This window comes from Cumulibacter manganitolerans, assembly GCF_009602465.1.
Classification (GTDB): Bacteria; Actinomycetota; Actinomycetes; order Mycobacteriales; family Antricoccaceae; genus Cumulibacter; species Cumulibacter manganitolerans.
The window spans coordinates 1-18,923 of record NZ_WBKP01000046.1 but is presented as its reverse complement, the minus strand read 5'-3'; the positions used below and the strand labels follow the sequence as shown (position 1 = coordinate 18,923).

At 69.7% G+C, this 18,923-nt stretch carries 25 protein-coding genes; 8 read left to right on the top strand and 17 right to left on the bottom strand.

The window, feature by feature from the left end:
* Nucleotides 1–77 precede the first annotated feature (77 nt).
* The 8 genes from F8A92_RS14560 to F8A92_RS14525 form a co-directional block, all read right to left on the bottom strand.
* On the bottom strand, nt 78–263 hold the full coding sequence (locus tag F8A92_RS14560) for a hypothetical protein (protein WP_153505897.1): 186 nt from the start codon (nt 261–263) through the stop codon (nt 78–80).
* Nucleotides 260–463 (bottom strand): hypothetical protein, encoded by a 204-nt coding sequence (locus F8A92_RS14555; protein ID WP_153505896.1) that lies wholly within the window; start codon nt 461–463, stop codon nt 260–262. Before F8A92_RS14555 ends, F8A92_RS14560 begins: the two co-directional genes overlap by 4 nt.
* Nucleotides 460–657, bottom strand: a complete 198-nt coding sequence (locus tag F8A92_RS14550; protein WP_153505895.1) for a hypothetical protein — start codon at nt 655–657, stop codon at nt 460–462. The genes F8A92_RS14555 and F8A92_RS14550 overlap by 4 nt, the downstream gene beginning before the upstream one ends.
* A gap of 74 nt (nt 658–731) precedes the next feature.
* Entirely contained in the window at nt 732–1,079 is a 348-nt protein-coding gene (locus tag F8A92_RS14545; RefSeq protein WP_153505894.1) for a hypothetical protein, read from the bottom strand.
* Complete coding sequence (locus F8A92_RS14540) at nt 1,076–1,426, bottom strand: hypothetical protein (protein WP_153505893.1); 351 nt, start codon at nt 1,424–1,426, stop codon at nt 1,076–1,078. The genes F8A92_RS14545 and F8A92_RS14540 overlap by 4 nt, the downstream gene beginning before the upstream one ends.
* Before the next feature lie 168 nt (nt 1,427–1,594).
* Complete coding sequence (locus F8A92_RS14535; RefSeq protein WP_153505892.1) at nt 1,595–1,900, bottom strand: hypothetical protein; 306 nt, start codon at nt 1,898–1,900, stop codon at nt 1,595–1,597.
* 159 nt (nt 1,901–2,059) lie between these two features.
* The gene (locus F8A92_RS14530; protein WP_153505891.1) at nt 2,060–2,581 is read right to left on the bottom strand and encodes a hypothetical protein; all 522 of its coding nucleotides are present in this window, start codon (nt 2,579–2,581) and stop codon (nt 2,060–2,062) included.
* 463 nt (nt 2,582–3,044) lie between these two features.
* Nucleotides 3,045–3,800, bottom strand: a complete 756-nt coding sequence (locus tag F8A92_RS14525) for an ImmA/IrrE family metallo-endopeptidase (RefSeq protein WP_194291509.1) — start codon at nt 3,798–3,800, stop codon at nt 3,045–3,047.
* Between the two features lie 815 nt (nt 3,801–4,615).
* Here F8A92_RS14525 and F8A92_RS14520 point away from each other — a divergent pair.
* Nucleotides 4,616–5,260 (top strand): helix-turn-helix domain-containing protein, encoded by a 645-nt coding sequence (locus F8A92_RS14520; RefSeq protein ID WP_153505889.1) that lies wholly within the window; start codon nt 4,616–4,618, stop codon nt 5,258–5,260.
* Nucleotides 5,261–5,293: 33 nt separating this feature from the next.
* Here F8A92_RS14520 and F8A92_RS14515 read toward each other — a convergent pair whose 3' ends face one another.
* The 5 genes from F8A92_RS14515 to F8A92_RS14495 all read right to left on the bottom strand — a co-directional run bounded on the left by F8A92_RS14515 (nt 5,294) and on the right by F8A92_RS14495 (nt 7,980).
* Nucleotides 5,294–5,482 carry a hypothetical protein gene (locus tag F8A92_RS14515; RefSeq protein ID WP_153505888.1) on the bottom strand — a complete coding sequence of 63 codons (189 nt, stop codon included), beginning with the start codon at nt 5,480–5,482 and terminating at the stop codon, nt 5,294–5,296.
* 133 nt (nt 5,483–5,615) lie between these two features.
* A complete protein-coding gene (locus F8A92_RS14510) occupies nt 5,616–5,870 on the bottom strand; it encodes a Txe/YoeB family addiction module toxin (protein WP_153505887.1) in 255 nt (84 codons plus the stop codon).
* Complete coding sequence (locus F8A92_RS14505) at nt 5,871–6,140, bottom strand: type II toxin-antitoxin system Phd/YefM family antitoxin (RefSeq protein ID WP_153505886.1); 270 nt, start codon at nt 6,138–6,140, stop codon at nt 5,871–5,873. It abuts the gene before it with no gap.
* Nucleotides 6,141–6,529: 389 nt separating this feature from the next.
* A complete protein-coding gene (locus F8A92_RS14500) occupies nt 6,530–6,778 on the bottom strand; it encodes a ribbon-helix-helix domain-containing protein (protein WP_153505885.1) in 249 nt (82 codons plus the stop codon).
* A gap of 290 nt (nt 6,779–7,068) precedes the next feature.
* Nucleotides 7,069–7,980: a ParA family protein gene (locus F8A92_RS14495; RefSeq protein WP_228389472.1), complete on the bottom strand. Its 912-nt coding sequence runs from the start codon at nt 7,978–7,980 to the stop codon at nt 7,069–7,071.
* Between the two features lie 239 nt (nt 7,981–8,219).
* Between F8A92_RS14495 and F8A92_RS14490 the strand changes: the two genes are divergently transcribed.
* Nucleotides 8,220–8,678, top strand: a complete 459-nt coding sequence (locus F8A92_RS14490; RefSeq protein ID WP_153505883.1) for a GIY-YIG nuclease family protein — start codon at nt 8,220–8,222, stop codon at nt 8,676–8,678.
* Here F8A92_RS14490 and F8A92_RS14485 read toward each other — a convergent pair.
* The 4 genes from F8A92_RS14485 to F8A92_RS14470 all read right to left on the bottom strand — a co-directional run bounded on the left by F8A92_RS14485 (nt 8,632) and on the right by F8A92_RS14470 (nt 12,317).
* Nucleotides 8,632–9,963, bottom strand: a complete 1,332-nt coding sequence (locus tag F8A92_RS14485) for a hypothetical protein (protein WP_153505882.1) — start codon at nt 9,961–9,963, stop codon at nt 8,632–8,634. The two genes, F8A92_RS14490 and F8A92_RS14485, sit on opposite strands and share 47 nt — an antisense overlap.
* A gap of 350 nt (nt 9,964–10,313) precedes the next feature.
* The gene (locus tag F8A92_RS14480; RefSeq protein WP_153505881.1) at nt 10,314–10,529 is read right to left on the bottom strand and encodes a plasmid mobilization protein; all 216 of its coding nucleotides are present in this window, start codon (nt 10,527–10,529) and stop codon (nt 10,314–10,316) included.
* 130 nt (nt 10,530–10,659) lie between these two features.
* Nucleotides 10,660–11,877, bottom strand: a complete 1,218-nt coding sequence (locus F8A92_RS14475) for a MinD/ParA family ATP-binding protein (protein ID WP_153505880.1) — start codon at nt 11,875–11,877, stop codon at nt 10,660–10,662.
* Nucleotides 11,874–12,317, bottom strand: coding sequence for a helix-turn-helix domain-containing protein (locus tag F8A92_RS14470; protein WP_194291508.1), 444 nt, complete (start codon nt 12,315–12,317; stop codon nt 11,874–11,876). Before F8A92_RS14470 ends, F8A92_RS14475 begins: the two co-directional genes overlap by 4 nt.
* Nucleotides 12,318–12,569: 252 nt before the next feature.
* Between F8A92_RS14470 and F8A92_RS14465 the strand changes: the two genes are divergently transcribed.
* The 6 genes from F8A92_RS14465 to F8A92_RS14440 all read left to right on the top strand — a co-directional run.
* Nucleotides 12,570–13,661, top strand: coding sequence for a conjugal transfer protein (locus tag F8A92_RS14465; RefSeq protein WP_153505878.1), 1,092 nt, complete (start codon nt 12,570–12,572; stop codon nt 13,659–13,661).
* A gap of 17 nt (nt 13,662–13,678) precedes the next feature.
* Nucleotides 13,679–13,915 (top strand): TcpD family membrane protein, encoded by a 237-nt coding sequence (locus F8A92_RS14460; RefSeq protein WP_153505877.1) that lies wholly within the window; start codon nt 13,679–13,681, stop codon nt 13,913–13,915.
* A gap of 8 nt (nt 13,916–13,923) precedes the next feature.
* The gene (locus F8A92_RS14455) at nt 13,924–14,349 is read left to right on the top strand and encodes a hypothetical protein (RefSeq protein ID WP_153505876.1); all 426 of its coding nucleotides are present in this window, start codon (nt 13,924–13,926) and stop codon (nt 14,347–14,349) included.
* Nucleotides 14,346–16,793 carry an ATP-binding protein gene (locus F8A92_RS14450; protein WP_153505875.1) on the top strand — a complete coding sequence of 816 codons (2,448 nt, stop codon included), beginning with the start codon at nt 14,346–14,348 and terminating at the stop codon, nt 16,791–16,793. The genes F8A92_RS14455 and F8A92_RS14450 overlap by 4 nt, the downstream gene beginning before the upstream one ends.
* A complete protein-coding gene (locus F8A92_RS14445) occupies nt 16,790–17,347 on the top strand; it encodes a hypothetical protein (RefSeq protein WP_153505874.1) in 558 nt (185 codons plus the stop codon). Before F8A92_RS14450 ends, F8A92_RS14445 begins: the two co-directional genes overlap by 4 nt.
* Before the next feature lie 96 nt (nt 17,348–17,443).
* Nucleotides 17,444–18,923: hypothetical protein (locus tag F8A92_RS14440; protein WP_228389471.1), on the top strand; the 1,480-nt coding region annotated here is incomplete at its 3' end.

Sequence of the window (18,923 nt, the reverse complement as noted above, 5' to 3'; positions counted from 1 at the left end):
GATCTTGCCGCAATGACCTCGGCAGCTAGACATGTAGGTGCGTACTTGCTCTGGCGGTCCTCATGGTGCACAGTGCCTCACGGCAGGCTTGGTTTGCTGCCCCCAAAGGGCGGCGGTGCAGCGTGCGATTGGAGCGGTACAGTCCTCGACGGCGTGTACGCCAGGAGGTCGTCGCGCATCTTCTTGATCGCGGCCTCGACGCTGCTATCCGGCTTCGGGTACAGGTAGCCCATGGCGGCGGTGACGGCTTCGGTGAGGGTCATGGGTTCTGCTCGGTGGATGCGCCCGCGTCGTACTCGGTCCTTGGCGGCGCGTGAAGCCGCCGGAAGGCCAGCGAGGACCGCTTGGAGGTCGTCGAGCTGCCGGTGTCCGGGCGGACATTGGCGGGGTGCGCACGGGCGGCGTCGACGAGCGCTTGGGCGAGGGGCCTGGCGAGCCGGTCGGGGTACTCGATCTTCTTCATGGCCGATAGCGCAGTGCGGTTACTCGTGCCGTGAAGACGACGAGGCCGGCGATGCCGGCGCTGAGGATCCAGGGTTTCGGGCTGATGGTGGGTGCGGTGAAGGCGAGCACGAGCATGATGACGCCGATCAGGATTGCGGTGTCGCTGAGGATGGTGAGTGCCCGGTACAGCCGGTGGTCGGGGTGCGCGCGCATAGTCCTCGTCCTTCACTCGCTCGATGGGTGTGCTGCCAGGTCGGCAGCAGGCAGCCCGCCCCCTGGCAGCGGTCTCAGGTAGCCGGTCGGTGACCGGTGCCGGCGATCGCATTCTGCGCGGCGTCGAGGAGGTCGCCGACCTCGGCGGCCTTCATGCTGGCTTGCTGGATGAGGGTGACGGCGTCGCGGATGTCGAGCTCGGGGTGGGCCCGGCCGTCATCGTCGGTGAGCTCGAGCTGCTGGGGTGCCTCGGCGGCCGCGCGGGCGATCCGGGTGAGCGCTTCGCTGGCGATGTGCCCGTAGCCGTCCTTGAGGGTGGCGAGGATGGTGTAGAGCGCGGCGGGCGCGAGCAGCTGCGGCGGGTCGGTGCAGATCGCGCGCCCGGTGTCGGTGATGGCCTGGATGTCGTGCTCGAGAGTCATGTCGGGCCGTTCTCTTCGCTGGTGGGTTCAGTGTGCCGGGTGGTGTAGACGGTGGTGCCGCACGCCTGGCAGTGCTCGGTGCGGTCCCCGCCGTTCTCGGCGCCGGGACAGTCACAGTCGACCCGGCCGGCGCTGGTGGTGGGGCTGGCGTATTCGGGGCAGGCCGCAGTTGGTGGCCCCCGTCTGCCGGCGGGCTGGTCGAGCTCGCTGTGCGGCGCGGTCCAGTCGATCGCGCCGTCGCTGGCTCGGGTGATTCTGGCGGGCTGGTGGCGGGTCATGCGCAGGATGCGGCGGCCGGCGGGACAGTCGTAGATCCGCTCGAATCCGCGCGGGTAAGTCTGCGTCATGCTCCACCCTCCTTCCCGGGGTTGATTGTGCCGGTGACCAGGGACATCTCTAGGGGGATCCGCGGGTGAGGCAGCGCCAGCAGCTGGGCTGACGCTCCCCTCCCCTGCCGTGGCCGGCCGGGTGAGTGTCCAGTCGGCCGCGGCCGGGGGGTTGCTCACCGGGCTGGGTCAATGCAGCGCGTCGCTGATCTGGTCGATGAGATGGTCGGTGAGCTGTGCCAGGACGTCGTCCTCGGGGGTGAGAACGAGCTCGCCGCCGGCGTTCACGTGGTGCCATTGGGCAACGACGAGACAGTCCTCGAGCTGTACCCGCACGTGCAGGTACTCCCCCGGGCGGGCGTCGACGGGCAGTGGGCTGATGGCGTTGATGGCTTCGCTGTAGACGACGAGGGCGGCGAGGTCGGTGTCGTACTGGATCGCGCGGGTGTGCTGCTGGCCGTCGCGGGTGAGGACGGTCCACGTGTTCGTGTGCATGCCGGTGGCCCTTCTCGATGGGATAGGTGACGGAATCGTCGCGCTGGAGGCCGGTGGTTGTCGCTGCCCGCGGCCGGTTCTGTGGACAGCGGTGAGCCGTGTGGATGAACAGCGGGAGGGGCCCGCGTCGTAGTGACGCGGGCCCCTCGTGCTGGCGCCTTAGGGTGCTGGGGGTGGTCCGGGCCGACGGATGGCCTGCCGGCGCCCACCGAGCTGGTTACCCCGGGCGGGGTCGAGGCGAGGTGGCGCGACCGTGAAGACGGGCCGTGCCATGAGCAGGGCCCGTGCCCAGGCTTGTTCGATCGAGGCGGCCGCGGCGCGGTCGTAGACCCGGGTCCGCATCGCGGCGACGATCACCTCCAGGTACGGGGCGTCGGTGTGCTTGTCGCGGCTGCGGTAGACCTGCGGCTGCGCGTAGCCGGTCTGGCGCAGGATCAGCGTCGGCTCGCTGCTGCGCCGCAGCGGCGCGACGTGCGTCGCCGCCGGGAGGTACTCGGCGGCGTCGGCGCGGGCGGTCGCCCACGCGTAGGCGTGCGCGGTGACCGCGCCCAGGTCGAGGCAGGTAATCCACACCGATCCGGTTTGGACCTGCACGCTGCCGGCGCGGCCGGTGCTGGTGACGATGTTCTCGGCCTGCTGACCGGCGACCTCGGCGATGACGGTGGTGATGTTCTGGAACATGGAGTCCCCTCCCGGGCTGTTGTCGGCGCTGCGCGCCGTTCCTGCACCGTGTGTGCAGATGCCCACTGCTTCAGCGGCCTGAGGGTGGGCGCGCAAGGCCGCAGAGGGAGCCCGGGGCGGGAGGAAATAAGCGACGCAGGAGCGCCGAGCGCGCCGGGCGAGCGTGCCTTGCGCGCTCGGGCCCCCAGGCCGCTACCCTTGGCGGCTCTGTACGGCTCCCCCTCCCCCACCACGCGGGCACTTCCCAGGGGTGTTGAGTGTGGCCCGGCAGGCCGCCCCGCTAAGAGCGGTTGGGCCGGTGCGACCGCGAGTGAGTCACCGGCCGATGGCAGCGCGAAGGCCGGCGGCCGAGCCCCTGTTCGGTCTTTCGCCGGCCGGCCTCCTGAGTCGCGCTGGCCGGCCGCCGACACGCGAAGGTGCCCCGCGCCCGCCGAACGGGCGCGGGGCACCATTTGCGGCGGTATCAGGTGCTCATCTCGGCAACGATGGCGGCGACCGGTTCCCCGGCTTTCGCCCTGGCCCACGCCTCGCCTCGGGGCTCGAGCCCGGCCGCGCGCAGCGCGGCAGCGATCTCCTTGTTCCGCGCGGCCTGTTCGGCTTTCGCGGCCTTGGCCGACTCCTGCACGGTGACATCGTCGGCGCCGTGCGCGACGGCGGCGACCGCGTCGAGAACGTGCGAGGCGCGCTCGTAGGCGACGGCGACCCGGACGGGGTCGCGGGTCCATTCCGCGGCGTACCGAGCGGATCCTCGCGCCAGGTCGCCCTGGCCGTAGGAGCGCAGCAGCCCGTACGCGACCGCCTCGGCCTCCGCTTCCATGTCGCCGCGGTGCTCCCCGGCGTAGGGCCGCTCATCCTCGGCGCCGTGCAGCAGGGCGTGCGCGATCTCATGGGTGAGCGTCTCCACGGCCGCCCACTCGGCCAGCCCACCGTGAATGATGATCGTGCGGCCCGCGTGCCGCGTGGAGCCCGCCTCAGCGGTGTCGCGGGTGGTGCGGGTGACGCGCCAGCCCTGCGCGGTGATCCACGCGGCGAGCCGCTCATACACCCCGCGCGCTTCCCCCTCGGGCAGCTCCGGCGCCGCGTAGGCCTTCGTGGCTGTCTCGCCGTGCTCGTTGACGACGTCCTCGGCGCGGTAGGTCCGCTCGATCCGGAACACGCTCCGACGGACCGCGCCGGGGGTCTGCTCGGTGCACTTCTTGCCCGTGTCGGGTCGATCCACAGCGGGATCGGCCGCGAGTAGATGCACAGCGCCCCGCCGCTCGGGCGGAATCCTCGCTGGCGCCAGACGTGCGCGGGCGCGATCTCCTGCGCGGCCGCGGTGATCGCGGCAGAGAACGCGGCATCCTCCCCCATGCCCTCACCGGCGAACCGGTCCCACAGCTGGCCCACGATCAGCGCCTGGTTGTTCGGCGAGTATGCGGGGTGCCCGGCGCGTAGCCGCAGCGCCCGCGCCGCCATCGCCGCGGGCCACCCCGCTGGGTTGGCGATGAACGCGGCCGCGTGCTCGGTCAGTGCCGCCCGGGTCGCGGTGTGGTCGATCGTCTGCTCGCTCATGAGATTGCTCCTCCGGTGTGGGGCGTTGCTGCCCGGCAGGCCCTGGTGCCTGCCGCACTGCCGACCAGCCACCGAAGCGAGGGCCCCGCGACCTAGGGACAGCTCAGCTGAGGCACCAGAAGATCTCCGAGGAAACAAGCCACCCCTCCCCCGCGCTCGGGCCGGGGCGAAGCCCCCTGGGCCCGAGCCGGCAGGCATCGGTGGCGCCGAGGATCTTGTGGGGCCGTGCCCTGGGTGGTGGGTGCGCAGGTGGTAGGCAGCCCCCCACCCCTCGAGCGAGCAGAGCCGACGCAGGAGGCGGCGCGAGCGGGACAGCGGTGCACCGAGCGGCAGCGAGGACGTGCGAGCACGTGGCAGTTCGCTGGCGTGTGATGCCGTTCACAAGTAGCCGCCGTCACCTGCGATCATGCGCAGAATCGCCCCTATGTAAAGGTCGCGTGTGTCGCACGGGGCTGAACGCCCTGCTCGTGGAGCACGACTATGCCGAAGCCCACCGCGGTGATCGTGGACGGCGCGACTGTCATCCGGACAGCGTTCCCCGGCCTCTTGCCACGGCTGGACGTGTGCGGCGCGTTCCAGACCGCGGACGCGCTGCTGGAGGCGCACCTGCCGGCCGATGTCGTGGTGCTGGAGCTGCCGTGGCCGGTGCAGCTGCGCGCGGGCATGGCCGCGCTGCGCGACCTGGTGGCGGCCCGGTACACCGTGTGCGTGTACAGCCAAGAGGACCGGCCGTTCGTGCACGCCGCGTGCCTGGCCTCCGGAGCTGCGGGCGTGGTCTCGAAGTCCGCCCCGCTCCCGCTCGCGCAGGCCGCGTTTGTCGAGGTCGCCGGCGGCGGCAGCGAGTTTCCCGCGGAGCTGCTGGTCAGGCTCCAACGGCTCAGTGAGCGCGGTGGGCTCGGGGTGCTCTCCCCGCGCGAACGGCAGATCCTCGCTGCCCGAGCACACGGACTACCCCTGCCCGCGATCGCGGCTCTCCTCGGCGAGCCCGAGGCGGGAGCCGTCGAGGAATGTCGCGCCACCGGGCGGGTGCTGCGCGAGTTCCTCTCGTGCGCCTCCCAGGAGATGGTGAGCCGCCTGCTCGCTCTCGACCCCGAGGACCTCGCCGATATCTGGCCCACCCGTTAGGTGGCGCCATCACCGAGCCGAGGTCAGCGTCGCTTATCCGGCGTTTCCTGTACCCGTGGCCGGCCACGGGTGCAGGCTCGGCAAGGAGCCGTCATCGTTGCCCAGCGCTCCCCCAGCGATGACGTCTCGGTGCTCGTGGGTCCCTGCCGCGTGCGCCACGGCGGCCAGCACGAGGTCGGCGTTGCGGCGGTCGAGCCCCGGCAGCGCATCGTGCAACGCCACGGTCATGCTGGGGCTGGCCAGCGATGCGGCGAGGGCAAGGGTGCGCCGTTCACCGCTGGAGAGGTATCCCCCTTCTGCGCCCGTCTGGACCGGTCAGTGACGTCGTCGACAAAGGCATCTGACGCTATTGGGATCAGTAGTGGTAGCGCGACTGAAGAATCACCAGGTCTTCGTCGTCGACGAGGTAGACGAGCCGGTGTTCGTCGGTGATGCGCCGCGACCATGACCCCCGCGCCCCGTACTTGAGCTGCTCGGGCTTGCCGATGCCGGAGAACGGCTCGCGGAGGCAGGCGTCGATAAGGGCGTTGATCCGCTTGAGGATCCGGCGGTCGGCCGTCTGCCAGTGCTTGTAGTCCTCCCACGCGGACTCGTCCCAGACCAGCCGCACTCAGGCGTCCTCGACGGGGTCGTCGGCGCGGTCGAGCTCGTGGACCTGCGTCTTGCCCGCGGTGGCACGCTCGTAGGCGTCGAGCAGCCGGCGGGCGTTGGCTGGCGAGCGGAACAGGTAGGCGGTCTCCTGCCAGGCCGCATACTCGTCGGCCGGCATCAGCACAGCGTTGCCCTTGCGGGAGACGATCTCGACCGCCTCGCGGTCGTTGTTGACGCGCTCGATGAGCGGGAACAGTGTCTTGCGGGCCTCGCTGGCACTGATCGACATAGCGATCACCCCTCACTACTTAATCGACTGGTACGAGATTATGGTACTACTTGCGGCTCGGGGATAGGAATGAGCGGTGAGGAACCACCACGCACCTGTCCGTAAGACTGCTTCGTGTCGCCCCACCGCTCGAAGTGGCTGAATGTGCCGTTTACGCATCACATCCGGCAAGCGAACTACCGCGGTAGACCTAAAAGGAAAGGCCATGCCTGGCGCATTCCGGCGTAGTAGCCTGCGTCGAGGCGCCCGGCGGCCATACCCGGTATCCCCCGTACCCTGACGGTCGCTGGGTGCCGCCGGTTCAGTACCTCAAGCCACTGACCATGGGTCAGACGCCGCACACGGTTGTGTGTCCTAAGCCCCGCTCTGCTCACTATCGGAGTTGTGTCCTAAAGCAGGTAGTAACGCAGCGCCGCGGCGCAGAGTGCAGAACGGGAGGGAGCCTCGTACTTCTTAACGAGGTCGTCGATGGCGTCCCGGTTGGGTCCGAGAAGTCGCAGGGTCAGTGTCGCGCTCGGCGCGTGCGCACTAGGTGCCTTGATCCGTAGGAACAGGCCGTCTTGGATCGGGCGAGCGTCGCTTTGCTGCACGAGGTCGGGGAGCTTGTCTTGCGCGGCCGTGATGGCATCGAGTAGCACCTCAGTCTGACCGATGCGTTCGGCTCGAGCTCGGGCTCGGAGGGCCTCGATGAGGTCGACGGGCAGTGACAGCGTGGTCGTCTGAGCGGTGGGGCGTTTAGCGCTGGCACTGTTGCGGCGAGAGGGGCTGGCGTCCGGCCTGACTGGAACTACGTGTGGCTGATCCCTGGGGTCCGTCCGGGCTGGTGTATTGACCGGTTTCGATGGGGCTGCGGGTCGTCTTACTGGCGGGGGCGGCAGTGCGGCGGTGCGCGAGAGTCCGGTGACGGCGCTGAGAGGTGCGCGGTCGCTCATCGTGCGGTCTCCAGTTCTTGTTCGCGAGCATCGATGCTGGTGAGGATCTCTTGGGTGAGAAGTACGAAATCTTCGGCGAGGGCGGGCGCGGAGCCGGGGACTCTGTCGGGCTTGCGGCCGTCTTGGAGTGCCTTCCAGTACGGCTCGGCGTTGTCTACTCGCTCGGCGATCTCGTGTATGAGCAGACCCTTTTCTTCGGATTCGCAGACCGGCGCGAGGGCATGTCGCACGACATGCGTAAACGGTTGTGCGGCACCGCCGAGGACGGTCTCGATGTCTTCGCGCGCGTTGCGACGGATGACGGTGGCGGTCGTCTCCACGTCGTAGAGCACGACGCCGAGTAGCTCGAGATTCGGGTTGATGTCGCGTACGGCGGACATCTCCCCCGCCAATGCTCGTAGCCCCTCGATGCTGGTACGGCCAGGCCTGGTCGGGACGACAATCCAACGGGTTGCCGCTAGTGCGAGCCGCAGTAATAGTGGTCGGGTTGGCGGGGTGTCGATGACGATGAGGTCGTAGTCATCGCTAATGGGCGCGAGGGCCTCGGCGAATAAGCGATGGATGACTTGTCCACGCTTGAGCCGACCGGCGAGGAGGTCTTCCAGCTCGTCGAGCGCCTCTCCTCCGGGTACGACGTCGAGGTTGTTGCGGACCGCTTTCAGGGGCGGCTCGATGGGCGACGCATTGATGATGGCGTTGACCAGGTGTCGACCGTCATCGGACTGCCCCGCCCATCGGTATCCAAGAATGTGACCGTCATTGCCCTGCGGGTCGAAATCTATGAGCAGAACTCGCCATCCCGCAAGCGCCGCTAAGCCGGCGAGGTTGCATGCCGTGGTGCTTTTTCCCACCCCGCCCTTGCCGTTGGCGACGGTGAGTACACGAGTGAGCGCATCAGGGGGTGCCATAAGAGCCATCCTGCGGCAGCAAGTACGTCACTCGATGTTGCCACGCCGCACTGCGCGTTATTACCGCGTACCCCACTACCTGCGTTACTGCGCCGGACAGTGACACGATTACTTACGGTCCTACTACTTCGCAATACGGCGACGCCGCCCCTCTTGCTGTAATGCGTGCTTCACGTCCGGCATTAATGCGTGCGTTATCGCCGTGCCGGCGACCGTCAGGTTGCTCTATCGTGCCCGCCATGGCATTCGATAAGGCCTGGGCTGAGGTCCTCGCTACCCACCCCGACGGCTGGTCGCGATGGGGAACTTTCCGGTCGCAAGCTCACCTCGCCCCTGCTTCACCGGGCGTGTACGTGGTTCGCAATGACGATCTTGAGGTCGCTTACGTGGGCGTTGCCCACGCGAGGACGCTGAAAGCCCGTCTCCAGGACTACCGAGTGGGGACCGACCTCAACGGGCTTGCCGAACGCGCGATTGATGCGGCGCTGGGCGATCCGGACTGGATTTTGGAGAGAGTGCACTCGATGCAGGTCGGCGGGCCACCGCGTCGCGCACGTCAATGGATGCGGGAAGCGCTGGATAGAAGCGAACTGCAGCTCGCCACGTGTTGTTGCGACGATGGTGTTAGTGCGCAACACCTCGAGAAGTCCGTCATCGCGATCCTTCGTTCGCGTGACGCCCTCTGGAATCAGCGTTAGCTGTTCCCATGCGTGTGCGTTGTTCCTGCTCTCTGGCAGGAATCAGCACGTCGTCCAACTGGACTGCGGTGAGCGCAGCAATGAGCCGCCGGTCGGCGTTCCAAGTGCGGCGTGCGGGGTCGCGGCCGGCGCGGTATTCGGCGGCTTCGATTGCGGCGATCAATGAGGCGGGCTCGATGTCGGCTGCCGCAAACCTCGCGAGGTGCGGCATGACGCGTAGGGGAGAACAGCGCATCAGGCAGCCGATGATCGCGGCTCGCTGAGCGTCAATCTGCGATCCAAGAGCCCGGACGTCGGGGTGATTTCCCAGGTAGGTGCGGGTTTGGCGCTCAGCGAGCAGCTGGAGCCGTTTCCAGAGCACGCTGGTGGCGGCGTCGAACTGCCGCCACCGCCGGCGAGTCCTCCTCGTGGTTGTTGGCCGCGACGAAGGAGCGGCCGTTCGGCGCGAAGCGCCGTTGTCCACAGGCCGTAGGTCTGTAGAACCATTCTCCTTACAGAGGGGAAGAGCGGTCCCCAGCCTTCGGCTGGGGGGAACCCATTTCGCCGGTCGGCAGACCCGTGCGGATGCATGCTGCAACTGGATGACGGCTCTCCAGCGGCGCACGTGAGCGTGCTTCTCGGTGCCTACGGCCAGCGCCCGCTCGAGCAGGGTGAGCGGCCTGGCCGGGTGCAGGGTGGCGGCGAGGCCGCGGCGGGCGAGCCAGGTGTAGGCGCGGGTCCAGGTGGAGTGCGCGATGCCGGCCGCGGCCTGGACCTCGACCACGCCGGCAAGGAAGATGCCGTCGGAGCGGGCGTGCGCGGCGAGGGCGGCGGCGACAGCGAGGATGTTGGCGCGCTGGTCATTGCGGCGGACGTCGGCGCACGCGGCGCTGACGTGCAGCAGCCATTGCTGCGCGCCGAGGTAGCGCGCGGTGTGGGGCTGCTGGCGCTCGGCCGCGACGGGCGGTAGCGCGCGGTAGAGCTGATCGAGATGCTCGCGCCGCTGGGTCAGCTGCCGCGTGATCTGGCCCTCGAGAGCGCGCATGCGCTCATCCAGCGCGGTTACCCGCGCCAGGTGGGCGCTGAGCTGGGGGTGCTCAGGCTGTTCCACGATGGTGAGGCCGGCGTCGGTGAGCCGGCCTCCCGTGGTCGCGAGCTCCTCGACCTGGGCGCAGCTGGCCTCGTATTCAGCGATGAGCTCGGCGGGATAGCCGGGGTAGCCGGCCGGGTCGTAGTGCTCGATGACGAGCTGGTCGATCCGGCGCGGCGTGAGGAGGTGAGTGGGGGTCTCGGTGGTGGTCGCCATGTGGTGACTCCGGGTACGCCGCATCGCCGCCAGAGGCGGTGAGCGGGAGTGGAGTCTGCGCCGGGGGAGTGGCGACGGGGCGAGAGGGCGATGCCGCGGCGGCCTGAGGGTAGGGCGACGCGCCGCAACGAGAGGTTGCGCGGCAAAGTTGTTCCCAATCCGCGTCGAGGTGCTATCCTCGACGCAGACGTTTGAGCGTTATTTGCGACAGAGCCACCCGGAATCTTGGCGGATTTAGGCGGGTGGCTTTCGTCTTTCCCGGCGCAAGTTGCACAGGGATCCAACGAAAGCGCGGGCTCTGCGAGGCAGGGGAGTGGACACCGCTCAGCCTCGGCGCTTGTAGGCGTCTTTTAGCCGGTCAACGGCAACTCCTCTTGCTTGCGCGTGTGAGGTCGCGGCCCCTGTTGGGCCCGCGGACGCACTTCACCGAAGACAGTCTTCTCGAGGTACGCCTGGACTGTCATACCCGCGTCTGCGGCAGCCTTCTTGAGCTGCTGATGCTGGGATTCGGTCAGCCTGAGTTGGAACGCCCTCGTGGGCGGCACGTAGTCGCGGCTGGTGGCCATGGGATTCACCCTAGGGAGCGATATCGCTATCGCGGTCGAGGCACGCCGGTTTGATCACACATGTTGCACTTCTTCCTCCGGTTTAGCGTCGGTGGGACATGGTCGGGCCGTTGTCCTCGTAGCCCGGTTCCTACTGGAAGTTGCGGGCGATGCTGGCGGCGATCTGTAGGTAGGAGTCGGTGGTCGCGGACTGGAGCCGGTCGAGGCTGATGGTGGTGCCGTCGGCGACGGCTTGGTCGTGGGGGACGCGGATGACGGTGGCCGACAGCTGGGCGAGGGTGTTCTCGATGGCGGCGGTGTCGACGATGTTGCTGACGGCGGTGGTCTGGGTGAGCACGACGACGGCGGTGCGGGCGAGGTGCTGGTAGCCGTTGGCGGCGAGCCAGCGCAGGGTGCTTTCGGCGCGGCGGGCGCCGGAAACGGCGTAGCCGCCGGCGATGATGACGTGCCGGGCGTTGCTGAGGATGCCGACCATGGACGGGTGGGTGACGCCGGTGCCGCAGTCGACCATGACGACGTTGTAGTAGTGCTGCACGGCCCGTAGGGCGGTGACGAAGTCGTCGGCGGATAGCGATTCGCTGATGGTGGGTTCTTGGTCGCCGGCGATGACGGAGAGCCGGTCGGCGATGCCGGCGTAGCGGGCGAGGTCGGTCATGCTCGCCACGTCGCCGGCTCGGGCGGCGAGGTCGGTGAGGGTGGCTGGGGGAGTGCCGGGGCAGGTCCGTTCGTACAGGTCGCCGGCGTCGGGGTTGGCGTCGAGGGCGATGATGCGGTCGCCGCGGTGGCGGGCGAGGGTGAGCCCGACGCCGGCGGTGGTGCTGGTCTTGCCGATGCCGCCTTTGAGGCAGATGGTCGCGATGACTTCGGCCCGCGTGGCGCGGGTGCGCACGGCGTCGAGGAGGTCGCGGTGGCGTTGCTCGTCGGGGGAGGGGCCGGGGTTGATGGTGCCGCGGGTGAGGGTGTGCACGAGCTTGCGCCAGCCCCGCGCCGGCGCGGGCGTGACGGGCCGCACGAAGTCATGCAGCGGCGGGACGCTCACGGGCGAGTGCGTCTGCGCGGGCGGCGGGGCGCCCGGTGCCGGCGGCGGACTGGCGGCGGCCGCTGGAGCTGCTGCGGCGGCGGGGTGCTGCTGGATGGTGCCGTCGGGGTCGATGTGCAGGGTGTCGTGCTGGCCGCGGGTGAGGTCGTGCGCGATCAGCTGGATGCGTTGCTGCTCCTCGCGGGCCCGGGTGCGGGCGTGGCGCAGGATCGCGCTGTAGACGGTGGGGTCCTCGGGGCGCAGGGTGACGGTGTACCCGTCGATGGAGGCGCTGGTGGGATCGAAGATCCGCGCCTGGACCTCGATCATCGGGCGGTTCCCTTGCGGTGCGCGTGCAGGTTCTCGCTCAGCCGCGCGACCTCGTCCTCGGTGATGCCGTAGGCGGCGGCGAGGGCGGCCCGCTCGCTGTCGGTGGGCAGGCGCACGCCGCGTTCGACGAGCTGGATCACGGCGAGGGTGAGGCCGGTCTGCTCGGCGGCCTGGCGCTGGCTCAGGCCGGCGCGGGCGCGGTGCTGGGCCAGCCCGCGCAGCTCGTCGACCTCGCGCAGCAACGCATCGTCGCCGCCGAACGTCGCACGCAGGCGGGCGTAGTTCGCGGGGTCGGGGACGGAGCGTCCGTGCTCCCAGCTGCTGATGGATGTGGTGCTCACGCCGAGCTGGATGGCGAGGTCTTCCTGGGTCATGCCGCGCTCGAGGCGGAGCCGCTGCAGGACGTCTGCTTGGAAGCCGGTGACCGCGAGACGACTCATGCGGTTCATCTTCTCAGACCCACCCATCTGGTTGGAGTTCTCGGCACAGCCTAGAACCGGACTACCCGTTAGCGCAATCCCTTTACTTACGGTCGTATTCCTGCCTACTATTCCGAATAGGGCCCTGACTTGGGCAAATGCCCCAGTCGCAGGAGGTCACAAGTTCTTATACCGGTTCACTTCTTGTCAGAAACGACCGGTAGGAAGTAGGCAGCACCCGCTCGAGGACTGCGCGTATGTGGAGGATGACTGGTGAGCGCCTGGAAGAAGCTGCTGGCGGCCGAGGGCCCGCCCGCGCCGCCGCCGGCCGCGGAGGATCCGTGGGCCGTGGCCGAGCAGCAGACCCGCCCGGCGAGCCTGCATGAGGGGTTCGAGGACGGGCGCCGGGCGCGCCGCGGCGCGGGCTGGTGGACGTGGGCCAAGCGCATCGCGGTCGGGGTGCTGCTGCTGGCCGGGTTCATCCAGCTCGTCGTGAAGCCGGTGCGCAACGTGCTCGCCGACGACACCCCGGCACGGGAGGACACCGCGCCGGTGAGCCTGCAGGCCGCCGGCGCGACCGCGACCGGGTTCGCCCTGGACTACCTGTCCTCCGGCGGCACGACCGCGGCCGGGCAGCGGGCCGCGGCGCTGGAGCACTGGCTGTACCCGGGGGCGTTCAGCGAGGCCGCCGACGTCGGCTCCTGGGGCGGGGACGCGGTGCTGCTCGCCGACTCCGCGACCGTGCAGGACACCGCCCGCGTCGGGTCCGACGCCGCGGTGCTGGCCGTGCAGGTCCGGGTCCGCACGTTCACCCCCGCCGGCACCGGGACCAAGCCCCCCGCGCCGGCTGCGCCGCAGAAGGGCGGGTCGGCGGCGTTCAGCCCGCAGGTCCCCGCCGGGTACAGCGCGGGCCCGGCGTACTGGCTGCGCCTGCTGGTGCCGGTGATGCGCTCGGGCAGCGCGGTGCTGGTGACCGCTCCGGGCCCGGTGTTCAGCGGTGACGCACCAACTCCCGTGCCGGTCACGGTGGAGTCGGACGCGGCCGAGAACGAGGTGCTGCTCGGGCCGGCGACGAAGATCCTGCAGGCCTACGCCGCCGGGGACCTGCAGTACGTCGCCGCGCCCGGCGCCGACCTCGCCGGCCTGGACGGCGCGTTCAGCGTCGCCGGGGTCAGCAACGTGCGGGTCGCCACCGCGGGCAAGGAGGACGCGTCGCGGACCCTCGCCGCGGACGTCGAGTGGACCCTCGCCGGCACCACCGCCACCGTGACCCAGACGTACGGGCTGCGTCTGCGCGGCGCCGGCTCATCCGCACCGCAGCTGGAGCACATCGGCGTGCTCGAGCCGACCCGACCGGACAAGTAAAGAAGGAGACAGCAGCGATGGACACTATGGCAGCGAGCATCACCCTGGAAGGTTTGAAGTCGGTCATCCTGGGCGTGCTCGGGGTGGCGTTCCTGATCGTGCTGGTGGTGCGGATCTTCAACCACTGGACCAAAAGCGACTGGGGCAAGATGGTCGGTGAGGTCGTGGTCGCCGTCGTGGTCGCGATCTTCGTGTTCTTCCCCGACACCGCGCTGAGCATCATCAAGGACATCGCGGACGGCCTGACCGCATGAGCTACCCGATGCCCACGGACACCGCGCACGTGCGGATCGAGTCGCGGCAGTACCGGCTGCTGAACATCGACCTCGGCGAAGGCGTCCCGCGCAGCAGCCTGAAGGTCGGCGCGCTCATCCTCGCCCCGTGGGTGGCGCTGATGTGGCTGCTGGGCGTGCCGGTCCTGCCGGCGCCGTGGCTGTTTGTGTGGGCGCTGCCGCCGCTGCTGCTGATCGGGCGGTGCGTGCGCCGCGACCACAGCGGCCGGGTCGGGCTCGCCGGGCTCCTGGACGCGGCCGCGTTCCGCACCCAGCGGCACCGCCACCGCATCCTCAATGCCGAGACCGCCCGGCCCGATCCCGGTGAGGTCCTCACCGCGGAGTTCCTCATCCTCGAACCACGGAGTGTCCTCGAACCGCCGAGTGTCCTCGAACCGCGGGGTGCGGCGGCATGATGAGCCTGTTCCGCTCCGCCCGCCGCGACGGCGGCCCGCTGAGCACCCCGAGCGCGCTCACCCGTGGCCTGAGCACCGGGCCGGGGGGAGGGTGGGCGTGGTGCACCCTGCCCACCCGCAGCACCGACGAGCTCGGCGCCGAGCGGCTGCGCAGCCTCACCGCCGAAGGCGCCGCGGACCTGCGCCAGGTGCTGCCCAAGGACGTCGAGTGGCACATCAAGGTGCAGTGGAGCCGCTACAGCGGCGCCGAGCACTACGCCCGCGAGGCCGCGAAATGGGCCCACGGAATCCCACCCGGCGCGGAGGAGTACCTGCGGGTGCAGGCCACCCGCCTGGACCGCCTCAACCTGCCGCGGCGCCAGGTGCTGCTCGGGGTGCGCCTAGATGACCCGGCCGCGCGCCGCTCGGTCAGCTCGCGGGTGCTGGCGTCCTCGGACACCACCCGGGACGCGGCCGCGCGCCTGGACGAGCTCGCCCCGCTCGCGGCGAAGTGGCACGCCCGCATGGCCGCGACCAGCTTCGCCGCGTACCCGTCCACGGTCACCGAGCTGGCGTGGGCGCTGCGCCGCGACCTGCGCCGCACCGTCGCCTGGCTGCCCGACGGGCCGCTGGCCGGCGCGGGGCAGCTGGCGCGGCTGCGCTCGGGGGAGGTACACGTGCACCCGGACCACCTGCGGATCCAGACCGACGACGGGGTGCGGTTCCTGCGCGCCCTGACCAGCACCGTCACCGGCTTCCCCGCCTCGAGCATGACGCTGCCCGGCGGGGAGTGGCTGCGCGACCTGGTCAGCGTCGAGGACGACCCCGACGCCACCAGCTACCCCCTGGAGGTGTCCATCCGCGGCCGCAGCCTCAGCGCCGCCCGCGCCCACCGGCGGATCAGCAACGCGCTGAAGCTGCTGAAAGAACAGGGCCGCGAGGCCGCGCACGGTGTCGCCGAAGAACCCCCCGAGGCGATCCTGGAGGCCCGCGAGGCGCTCATGCAGCGCCAGGCGGAGCTCAGCGACGGCTCGGTCTCGATGGTCGAGGACAACCCCATCTGGCTCCTCGAGGCCGACACCCTCGAGGCGCTGGAGCGGCGCACCCAGCAGACCCTGGACGCCTACTCCGCCCGGCGGATCGAGCTGTGGCCGGCGGAGAACCTGCAGGGCGAGCTGTGGCGCTCCACCGTCCTCGGCGACCGGCTGCGCGTGGGCGACTTCGCGCAGTTCCGGCCCCTGGGCACGCTCGTGGGTTCGTGGTTTCACGGCGGGTCGGCGGTCGGGGAGGACTCCGGGCCGCTGCTGGGGCAGAACATCGGCTCCACGCCCGGCCCGTACCGGGCGCGGTTCACCGACTCAGCGCAGCTGGGCCAGCCCGTCACGTCGGCGTTCCTGGGGCAGACCGGGTCCGGGAAGAGCACGGCGCTGATGCTGACCGCGATCGCCGAGGCCCGCTACGGCGCGTGGGTGTTCCTGCTGGACATGAAAGGCGACCTGCCTGGCTGCGTCGAGGTCGCGAGGATGTTCGACATCCCCACGCTCGCGCTGGAGGCCGACGCGGTCACCAGCGGCTCGATGTGCCCGTTCGGGTACATGCCCGTCGGGGCGAAGTCCGGGATGAGCGCCGAGCAGGCCGTCATCGACCTGCTGCTGATGGCGCTGCGCCGTAGCCTCGCCGATGCCTCCGAGCCGCTGATCCGCCGCGCCGTGCAGACCGTCGCCGACTACCCCGAGGCGGCGGACCGCTCGACCTACCAGGTCATCGAGGTGCTGCGGCACAGCACCGACCCCGCCGCGCAGGCCCTCGGCAGCGAGCTGCGCGACCTCAGCACCGACCCCGCGTTCCGGCCCGTCGCCGGCCGCCCCGCCGCGCAGCGGCACGCGCTGCCCACCGAGCCGGGCCTGGTGTACATGCGCTTCCCCGGGGAGTTCCTGCCCAACCGGGACGCGCACCGCGATGAATGGACGCCCTCCAACCGGCTCACCATGACGCTGCTGCGCGCCACGTTCATCTACGCCACCTATATGGCCAACCGCGTCAAAGGCATCCCCAAGGTCGTCGCGCTGCCCGAGCTGCACCGCATCACCGCGTATGACGTCGGCAAAAGCATGGTCAAAGAGGTCGCGCTCATGGGCCGCGCCCTGGACACCTCGCAGATCCTCGACACCCAGGCCTGCCTCGAGCTCGAAGGGATCGACGGGCTGGCCGACCAGCTCAGCTGCGTGCTGGCGTTCCACGTCCAGCGTCCCGAAGAAGCCGAAGCACAAGCCCGCCTGCTCGGGCGCGAGGCCGACCCGCAGTTCATCGCCGGGCAACAACGCCTCGCCAAAGGCGAATGCATCGCCCGCGACCGCCAGAACCGGATCGCGCCGGTCTACTTCGACCGCCTCGCCGCCGAGATCGCCGAAGCACTCGACACCACCGCCAAGCGCGACACCGACCGAGAGGACCTCGCCGGATGAGCAAGACACCAGCACACGTCATCGCGGCCAGCGCACTAGTCATGCTGCTGTCCGCCTGCGGCAGCGACACTCAAGGATCCAGCAGTGGCAGTGGGGGAGGGGGCGGCGAGAAGGCGCTGCCGCCGCGCTCGGACGGCCGCGAGCTGGCAGATTGGGCCGCCGTCACCTTCCTGCACAAGAAGTCGAAGGAAATCTGTGCCGTCGGCACCGAATCGCTCGCGAAGCGATTCGGCAAAGAGGGGTGGTGCGAGTCGAACAACGACTTCAAGCAGACGCCCGTGACCCTGAAGGTGCTGGGCACCTGCGACACACGCAAGCGGAATGCCCCTGTCGCTCCCGGTGACCTGTACCTGTACGTCGTTGATCCCTCGGTCCAGTTCACCTCGGAGAACGACACAGACAACTCGATCATCGTGACCGTCAACGATGAAGACGGGAAGTGGAGCGTCACCGACCTTCATACAAGCTCGACGGATCCAGCCGACCCCATCGCCGGCGCCTGCGCCGGTCCTGGCCTCACGCCTCTCGACGAGTCAGTCTCGCTCGGGGACTGATTTTTCATGGTCCGCTCCGCTTTACGCGCCCCAGCGTCGCGCCAATCTCGCGCCAGGAGTCACGTCGGTGACCTGTCAGCTCGCGCGCTGGCGTGGGTGCTGCGCCGCAAGCGCCGGCTGTTGCTGCTGGCATGGGTGAGCGCCATGTACCAGATGGGCGCGGCGTCGCTGGCGCACGCGGATGACCTGTTCATCGGCCCGTACCAGGCCGGCTCGAGCGAGGCGACTCCGTTCGAGCGGTACGACACCGGCAACTACGCGTTCCTCTACGCGCCGGACTCCAACAATGATGGGATCGCCGGCACGTTCGACGCCGGCGTGGCCGCGCTCGAGGACGCGCTGTTCTTCCTGGGCGCCTCGATCGTGCGGGGTGCGCTGATCGCCATGCAGTGGATGCTCGGGCTGGATCTGTATGACGACAACGCGGCGAAGATCGACACGGCCGTGCAGGACATCTCCAACAACCTGATGATCCCGCTGCTGGGCATCACGCTGGTGATCGCCGGGTTCAGCGCCTACGCGCGGTACCGCCGCGACGGCGGCGAGTCGATCATCAACGAGGTCGCGTGGGTCGCCGCCGGCGCGATCCTGGCCGTCGCGTTCGCGCTGGCGCCGGGGACGTTCATCAGCCTCGCCGACGGTGCCCGCGGCGCGGTCGGGCAGCTGGTGATGAAGACCTACGCGGCCGCGACCACCCCCGAGCAGCAGAACGCGCTGGGGGTCAGCAACGGCAGCGACATGGCCGGCAACCCGCAGTGCGGCGCCACGGGAACCTGCGGGGACCAGACCGCGCTCAACGCCTCGCGGAGGCTCACCACCTCGTTGTGGGATGCGTGGGTGAACACGCCCTGGTGTGTGGCGCAGTTCCGCCACCTGGACACCTGCGCGAAGGAGGACCCGAACTACGGCACCAGCAACGCCGGCGTCCTCCTCGACGACGAGAACCGGGCAAAGCTCGAGAAGGACCTGGTTGAGAACTACACCGAGATCCAGGACGACGAGCGGTATGAGCCGTGGGGCGGGAACGACCGCTGGATCCGCGGCATGATCGGCGGCCGCCTCGGGGTCGTGCTGGTCTTCTTCGCCGTGTCGATCCCGATGGCGCTGTTCCTGCTCGGGCTGACCATGTTCGGGCTGATGGCCGCGGTCGGCCTGCTGCTGCTGGTGCTGGTCGGCCCGTTCTTCCTCGCCCTGTGGGTCATTCCCGGCGCGCCCCGACGCGCCGGGATGCAGTGGCTGCACGGCATCCTGACGGTGCTGCTGCAGAGCGTGCTGATCACGCTGACGATCGGCGCGGTCGCGATCGTCACCTCGATCATCAACGCCTCGATGGGCACGTACGGCTACTTCATGTCCGGGTTCTTCAACATCGTCACGCTGGTGGTGGCGTGGAAGATGCGCGGCGCGCTGGAGGGCTTCCACGCCGCGGGCGGCGGTGGCGTCGCCGGCATGACCTCCAGCGGCATGATCTCCTCCTACACGGCGTGGCGCCTGCTCGGCGCCGGCGGCCGCGCGGCCCGCCGCACGAGCCGGATGGGCCGTCAGGGCCTGGGCGCGGTCGGTGGCGCTGCCGATC